The sequence below is a fragment of the Mesorhizobium sp. M7A.F.Ca.US.006.01.1.1 genome, assembly GCF_003997935.1.
Taxonomy (GTDB): Bacteria; Pseudomonadota; Alphaproteobacteria; order Rhizobiales; family Rhizobiaceae; genus Mesorhizobium.
Map to the genome: position 1 here is coordinate 1 of NZ_RZQL01000495.1, position 1,037 is coordinate 1,037.

Below are 1,037 nucleotides of genomic sequence, written 5' to 3' on the forward strand. Positions count from 1 at the left end.
TGTGGAGCTTCAACAGGTTGTCCTCGATCAGGGCGAGGCGACTGATAGGCGTTTTTGACTTTAGGCTGCCATGTGGACGATGCCAATTGTATCTGTGCAGCCAGACAGGCAGTTCGGCGGCACGATGATCGGATGTCGGATAGGCAATGGCGTAGGCCCATTCGCGCAGTGCTGTCTGGATGAAGCGCTCGGCCTTGCCATTGGTCTTGGGCGTATAGGGTCTTGTCGTGACGTGCTTGAGGCCGAGATCGCGGCAGGCCTTGGCGAAGGCCTTTGATCTGTAGCAGGAGCCGTTGTCGGTCATGACGCGGGCTATCGTGACGCCGAGGCTGGCGTAATAGGCGACCGCGGCCTTGAGGAAGGCGATGGCGCACTCCTTTTTCTCGTCGGGCAGGATTTGCGAGAAGGCGATGCGGGACGCGTCGTCGATGCAGACATGGACGAACTCCCAGCCGGCGCCGCGCGACTTGCCCTTTTGCGGATCGCCGGTGATACGATGGCCGACTTGGCTGAAGCGGCCGAGCTTCTTGATGTCGATATGGATCATCTCGCCGGGATGCTCCCGCTCGTAGCGCCGGACCGGTTCGGCCGGCTCGATATCCCTGAGCCGCGACAGCCCGGCACGCTTGAGAACCCGGCTGACGGTGGCGGGCGAGACGCCGACCTCATGGGCGATGTGCTTGCCGGTCAGCCGCTGGCGACGCAAGGCTGCGATGCGCTCGGCCACGGACTGTTCGGTCAGGCTCGGCATGACGGTGGGCCGCGACGAGCGGTCGACCATGCCGGCCCGCCCTTTGGTCTTATAGCGCTCGACCCAGCGCGCCACGATCTTGGCCGACACGCCATAGACGCGCGCCGCATGGGCTTTGGAAAAAGCGCCTTCTATCACCGATAACGCCATCTCCTCTCGACGCAGCGGTGTGAGACGGGCATTCTTGTGGATGTTCATTCGGACCCTCCGATGGATGCTGAAGCGTGGTAACTCCAGTCTCCTCGGTCCGGTCCGAATGGACAACCTCTCGAAAGCTCACACCTAG

The 1,037-nt window shown here is 62.4% G+C and carries 1 protein-coding gene; it reads right to left on the reverse strand.

Features of this window, described 5'->3' with window-relative positions; all coding sequences use genetic code 11:
- Window positions 1-949: IS481 family transposase (locus tag EN943_RS37130; RefSeq protein ID WP_095770220.1), on the reverse strand; the 949-nt coding region annotated here is incomplete at its 3' end.
- Between the last annotated feature and the right edge of the window lie 88 nt (window positions 950-1,037).